Raw genomic sequence first — 4,818 nt, 5'->3', positions numbered from 1 at the left:
AAGCGGCTCACATCGGTCATCACCGAGACGAGGGGACTGGCATTGGAGTGCCAATCGGCAAAGTCCTCGAAGGCAGCTTCGAGCATTGGGCGGTCGATCTCGCGCACAGTAAGAACCGGCCAGATGGCGCGGGCGTCGGCAAGGTTCTGGCCAAGGCGCAGGCCATTCTGCAGGCCCTCTGGATCGAGTGCGGCTAAGCGCAGGCCGCCCTTGATGCGCTCGTAAAGCGCCAGGGGGTGCTCGCTCAGCGCCGGCTCAGCCCGCTTGAGATAGTCGGTGGCCCAATAGGGGAGATGGAGCGCCAGAAACCGGCGCTTCTGCCTGGGGTCGCGCAAGGCCAGCTGGCTGGGAGGAGAAGATTGCAAAGCCATTCTTTCGCGCCTCCAGCATCCAGTCCAGTTGATTGCCGGCGATCCGGCCGCGTTCGAGTTTCAGGTGCCAGCGGGCATTTCCTGGGGCGCGATCGTCAAAGGCGTGGCGAGCGCTACGATGCGGCATGACCCGCCAGCGCAGGTGCCCGGCGCTGCTTTCCCGTCGTGGTCCGTAGCGGAGCATGAAAAGCGAAACCCGATTGGCGCTGGCCCGCAGGCTCAGCCGCCGACTGGCGGTGAAATTGAGCAGTTTCGAGCTGCCTTTCACTTCGGCGATGATGGCCGCGACCGCCCGGCAGGCGGTGGCCTCTTCGGTCGCCCAAAGGAATTCAGTCATATCGGCGACCCTTACGATCACCACCCGGTCGGGATCGAGCCCGAAGGACGCCAGACCCGGCCCATAGGGCAGGCCGAAAAACTGACCATCCTGGGCCAGTTGCACGTAGAGAATGGCCGGGCGCCGAGCCGTGAGGAGGCCCTTGGCCTGGGTCAGGGCAAAAGCAAGGCTCGCGCCGCTGTCGCGGGCGCCGTCGGCATAGACTTCCTGCACGAGACCCGAAGGCAATGCGGGAAAGGTGCCGGGTTCACCCCGCGGTCGATTGGCCGCCTCCGCCAGTGCCGGCTTGCGCTCGATATCGGCAATGGTGTCCCGCAGCGCGGTGAGGCGCTGTTGGCGATCCGGGGCTGACATGGTGAAACTGCCTACTAGAACAAAACAGGAACATGTTGACTCCGAATCCCTCGGGAGTCGAGTCCCTTTTCTTTCCCCCTCCAAAGAGGGTGTGGCCTGCCTGCATCAGGCGCGGTCAAGACCGCGTGAGCAGTACTTGCGGCCATTGAGCAAAACCGGCTTCTGCCCCAGTCTTTGCCTGCGGCCTCCCGGCTCATTCACAAGTGTTTCCTTCACCCCGTCCACGAGGCTGAAAGCCATGTTCGAGGCCCTGACCCGTCTGTTTCAAAAAACCGAGACGGAGACCAAAAGCAATGACCCAAAACTGTCGGTGGCAGCGCTTCTGGTGCATCTGGCCGCGGTCGATGGCACGATGAAGGACGAAGAGCGCCGGACCATTCGCGGCGCGCTGATGGATCACTATGATCTTGATGAGTCGAGCGTCGATCGCCTGATCAAGCAGGCGGCCGAGAAGGATGCCGAAGCGGTGGATTTTTACCGTTTCACCACCGGCATTACCCAATTGCCGATGGAAGATCGCGTCGAAATCATCCGCATGATGTGGACCGTGGTGTTTGCCGACCGGCAGAATCACGAGCTCGAGGACAATATGGTCTGGCGCATTGCCGAGCTGATCGGCGTATCGAGCCGCGACCGCACCGTGCTGCGCAACCAGATTCGCGGCAGCCGCGGCGAGGCCGAAGCCGAGGCCTGAAATTAGTAGGCGGTGAACTTGCCGATCACGTCCGGCTCGTCATTGGCACAGTCGAAATTGCCGGACTTGTCTGCGGCGGCGCGGGCCAGTTCGTTGGCGTCCTTGTTGGCCAGCGCATCGACATAGGCGATGTGGCAGGAATTGCCCTCGGCAATCTGGCTCACCACCAGCACCTGGCCCTTGTTCTCGCCGGTTTCAGGGTCGGCGGTGTGATAGCGCACGATGGTGGCCACCGGGAAAAAGTAGCCCTTTGCGTTTGAGAGCCGCCATTCGAGTTTACCGCCGAGATTATTGAAGGGCGGCAGCGTCTGGAAACCGGCCGAATTCTTCTCCGGCTCAAAGCCGTAGCTGATGGAAAACCTGAGATCGCCCTCCTGCACCATCACCGGAAAGCCCTTGTAGCCGGGGCAGGCCCAGCTGGCACCAAAATCGTCGGCTTCGAGCACCAGGCACTGGTCGATATCGAGGTCGGTATAGGCGCTGGTAAAGCCCGACTGGGCAAAGGCGGGCGTCGCGCAAGTGACGGTCAGGACCAGAAAAAGACGCTGCAACATTCACCGGCCTCCTCGCCGCGATATGATGTGATCGAGATCAATTGCTCGACACAATGATCGGGTTATTGTGCTGATAACAAGGAGAAGAGCATGTTCAAATCCCTGCTTATTGCCACCGATGGTTCTGAACTCGGCGACAAGGCCGTTGCGGCCGGCGTCGAACTCGCCAAAGCACACGGCTCGAAAATCCTGGTCCTCACCTCGACCGATCCGGTGGCGACCGGCATCGGCGCGGGCGGTTTCGGCACTTTTGATGCGGGCCCGATCATCGTCCAGCTCGAAGAGGACTATGCGGAACAGGCCAAAAACCTGCTCGATGCCGCGAGGCAAAAACTCGATGTGGCTGGCATTACTGCGGAAACCCTGCATGTGCCGCGCCATCGCCCGGCCGATGCCATTCTCGAAGCGGCGAAAGAGCGTGGCGTCGATACCATCATCATGGGGTCTCATGGCCGCCGCGGTCTTGGCCGGCTGCTGCTCGGCAGCCAGGCCTCCGAAGTGCTGGCGCGCTCCAGCGTACCGGTCCTGATCGTCAAATAGGCCTTTGCCTTTTGTCCGAAGCTCATGGCCCTGCGGCGAAGAGCTTCGGACAGCAATCGGTTTTACGGCTTGCCTTTGGCCGCCGTTCTGCGGCAGAACGCCTCCGTTCAGCCCCTCCCTGACGCAACGGACACGCCCAAATGAACATCGACGCCATTCCGACCGGCAAGAACCCGCCCGACGACCTCAATGTCATCATCGAAGTCCCCCTTGGTGGCGAGCCGATCAAGTATGAAATCGACAAGGATAGCGGCGCGCTCTTCGTCGATCGCTTCCTCTATACGCCGATGCGCTACCCCGGCAATTACGGCTTCGTGCCGCATACGCTATGCGGTGACGGCGATCCGCTCGACGTGATCGTGATGAATTCGCGCCCGCTGGTGCCCGGCGCCGTGGTGCGCTCGCGTCCCGTCGGCGTGCTCTTCATGGAAGACGATGGCGGCCAGGACGAAAAGATCATCGCCGTGCCGGTCTCCAAGCTGACCCGCATGTACGACAATATCAAAGACATCGAGGATTTCCCGGAAATCCAGCTCGAGCGCGTCAAGCACTTCTTCACGCACTACAAGGATCTCGAGCCCGGCAAGTGGGCCAAGATCGACCGGATCGGCAACCTCGCCGATGCCAAGCGCGTGATCCTCGAATCGATCGAGCGCCACAACGCTTCCAAGTGATTTTGGATTTTTAGGGCGGGGTTCTACCCTGCCCTTTTTCTTTTCCACGGTGTCATTCCCGCTCCCTCCCGCCGCTTGCCAATCTCGGGCGCGGCAGCTTTCATGCCGGCATGACGCTTCCCGCCTTCGACACCAGACTTTTCCAGATCGCCACCAAACCGCTCGACCCCAGTGACTGGCTCGATCCCGATGCGGATATGGCGGCGCAACTGGCCGAAAAAGCGCGGCTGCACAAAACCCATCTCGCCGAGATTTTTGCCGAACTGCCCGAAAGCCGTCCGGCCCAGGCCGAGCTGCTTTCCCTGTTATTCGATTATCTGCCCATCCGCTTTCCGCACCTTTGGCAAAGGCGGGGGGAGGGGCTGCTGGTCGTGCCCACCGGCGAGATGGTTGAGCCCGGCGGCATTCCCCTGCTTCAGGCGGCAAGGCTGGTGCAGGACGATCTGCTCGTCCTCTCGCGCACCGAACCCGGTTGGCGTCTCGTGGCGGCAAGCCTGAGTTTTCCGTCCTCCTGGGTGCTGGCCGACAAAATCGGAAAAGTGCTCGACGCCCTCCATGACCCGGTGCCGGGCTTCGGCCCCGAGACAAGACCAGCCCAGCTCATGGCGCGCATGTTCGATGCCCTGAGGCCGGAAGCGCCGATGATCCGCTGGAATTGGTCGCTCTATGGCGATAGCAGGCTGTTTCATCCCGATGTATCGGGGCCAGACAAACCGCGCTTCGGCACGGGCGACAGGGCCGATCCCGTGCATCTTCGCTTGGAGCGCCAGACCCTGCGAAAACTGCCTGAGACAGGAGCCATCGTCTTCACGATAAGGATTTCGCTGGTCGATCTCGACACTTTCGCTGGCATGCCCGACGCCAAAACCCTGGCCGGGCAGCTCCATACCCAGCTTCTGGCCCTGACAGCTGAACAGCTCGACTATAAGGGGCTAACGCACGAGCGGGAGCGCGTTCTGGCGCGTCTCGCAGACATAATCTGAAACGCTTGCCCAAATCAGCATGCAACGCCTAAATGGGAAAAATCCTGAGTAGGCTCAGTATATGAACGAGACCACCGTCGCCGACCAGTTGAACTGGGCTGCCCGTCTTCTGGCGCGCGAAACGGAAACCATGCTGGGTCCCATCGGGCTCAATCCCGCCTATGGGCCAGTGCTCTTGGCCCTCTCGGCCGGCGGCGCGCACACGCCAAAGGGCCTTGCCGAGGCGGCCTCCGTCGAACAGCCGACGATGACCGCCACCATCCAGCGCATGGAGCGCGATGGCCTCGTCACGCGAAAGCGCAATCCCGACG

General features: G+C 61.7%; 7 protein-coding genes and 1 pseudogene. 5 read left to right on the top strand and 3 right to left on the bottom strand.

From position 1 onward, the window contains the following. Together ABW043_RS11705 and ABW043_RS11700 are read right to left on the bottom strand one after the other, a co-directional pair. Positions 1-335 (bottom strand): annotated as a pseudogene (locus ABW043_RS11705) (hypothetical protein); the annotation flags it as partial. Next, complete coding sequence (locus tag ABW043_RS11700) at positions 256-1,062, bottom strand: ImuA family protein (protein WP_353921383.1); 807 nt, start codon at positions 1,060-1,062, stop codon at positions 256-258. The pseudogene ABW043_RS11705 and the gene ABW043_RS11700, both read right to left, overlap by 80 nt. A 238-nt stretch (positions 1,063-1,300) precedes the next feature. Between ABW043_RS11700 and ABW043_RS11695 the strand changes: the two genes are divergently transcribed. Continuing rightward, positions 1,301-1,756: a tellurite resistance TerB family protein gene (locus ABW043_RS11695; protein WP_353921382.1), complete on the top strand. Its 456-nt coding sequence runs from the start codon at positions 1,301-1,303 to the stop codon at positions 1,754-1,756. A gap of 2 nt (positions 1,757-1,758) precedes the next feature. Here ABW043_RS11695 and ABW043_RS11690 read toward each other — a convergent pair whose 3' ends face one another. Then, positions 1,759-2,310 carry a hypothetical protein gene (locus ABW043_RS11690; RefSeq protein ID WP_353921381.1) on the bottom strand — a complete coding sequence of 184 codons (552 nt, stop codon included), beginning with the start codon at positions 2,308-2,310 and terminating at the stop codon, positions 1,759-1,761. A gap of 90 nt (positions 2,311-2,400) precedes the next feature. Between ABW043_RS11690 and ABW043_RS11685 the strand changes: the two genes are divergently transcribed. The 4 genes from ABW043_RS11685 to ABW043_RS11670 all read left to right on the top strand — a co-directional run. After that, the gene (locus ABW043_RS11685; protein WP_353921380.1) at positions 2,401-2,850 is read left to right on the top strand and encodes a universal stress protein; all 450 of its coding nucleotides are present in this window, start codon (positions 2,401-2,403) and stop codon (positions 2,848-2,850) included. A 140-nt stretch (positions 2,851-2,990) separates the two neighbouring features. Continuing rightward, entirely contained in the window at positions 2,991-3,524 is a 534-nt protein-coding gene (gene ppa, locus ABW043_RS11680; RefSeq protein WP_353921379.1) for an inorganic diphosphatase, read from the top strand. 110 nt (positions 3,525-3,634) lie between these two features. After that, on the top strand, positions 3,635-4,507 hold the full coding sequence (locus tag ABW043_RS11675; RefSeq protein WP_353921378.1) for a heme-dependent oxidative N-demethylase family protein: 873 nt from the start codon (positions 3,635-3,637) through the stop codon (positions 4,505-4,507). 61 nt (positions 4,508-4,568) lie between these two features. Beyond that, positions 4,569-4,818: MarR family winged helix-turn-helix transcriptional regulator (locus tag ABW043_RS11670; RefSeq protein ID WP_353921377.1), on the top strand; the 250-nt coding region annotated here is incomplete at its 3' end.

Source organism: Devosia sp. (assembly GCF_040509215.1).
Classification (GTDB): Bacteria; Pseudomonadota; Alphaproteobacteria; order Rhizobiales; family Devosiaceae; genus Devosia.
The sequence above is the reverse complement of the archived record's forward strand: the minus strand, read 5'-3'. Positions and strand labels throughout refer to the sequence as shown.

What these genes read in the sequence shown, in the direction of transcription:
- ppa (WP_353921379.1), top strand. Translation starts at nt 2,991, where the DNA reads ATGAACATCGACGCCATTCCGACCGGCAAGAACCCGCCCGACGACCTC.
- ABW043_RS11695 (WP_353921382.1), top strand. Translation starts at nt 1,301, where the DNA reads ATGTTCGAGGCCCTGACCCGTCTGTTTCAAAAAACCGAGACGGAGACC.
- ABW043_RS11690 (WP_353921381.1), bottom strand. Translation starts at nt 2,310, where the DNA reads ATGTTGCAGCGTCTTTTTCTGGTCCTGACCGTCACTTGCGCGACGCCC.
- ABW043_RS11685 (WP_353921380.1), top strand. Translation starts at nt 2,401, where the DNA reads ATGTTCAAATCCCTGCTTATTGCCACCGATGGTTCTGAACTCGGCGAC.
- ABW043_RS11700 (WP_353921383.1), bottom strand. Translation starts at nt 1,062, where the DNA reads ATGTCAGCCCCGGATCGCCAACAGCGCCTCACCGCGCTGCGGGACACC.
- ABW043_RS11675 (WP_353921378.1), top strand. Translation starts at nt 3,635, where the DNA reads ATGACGCTTCCCGCCTTCGACACCAGACTTTTCCAGATCGCCACCAAA.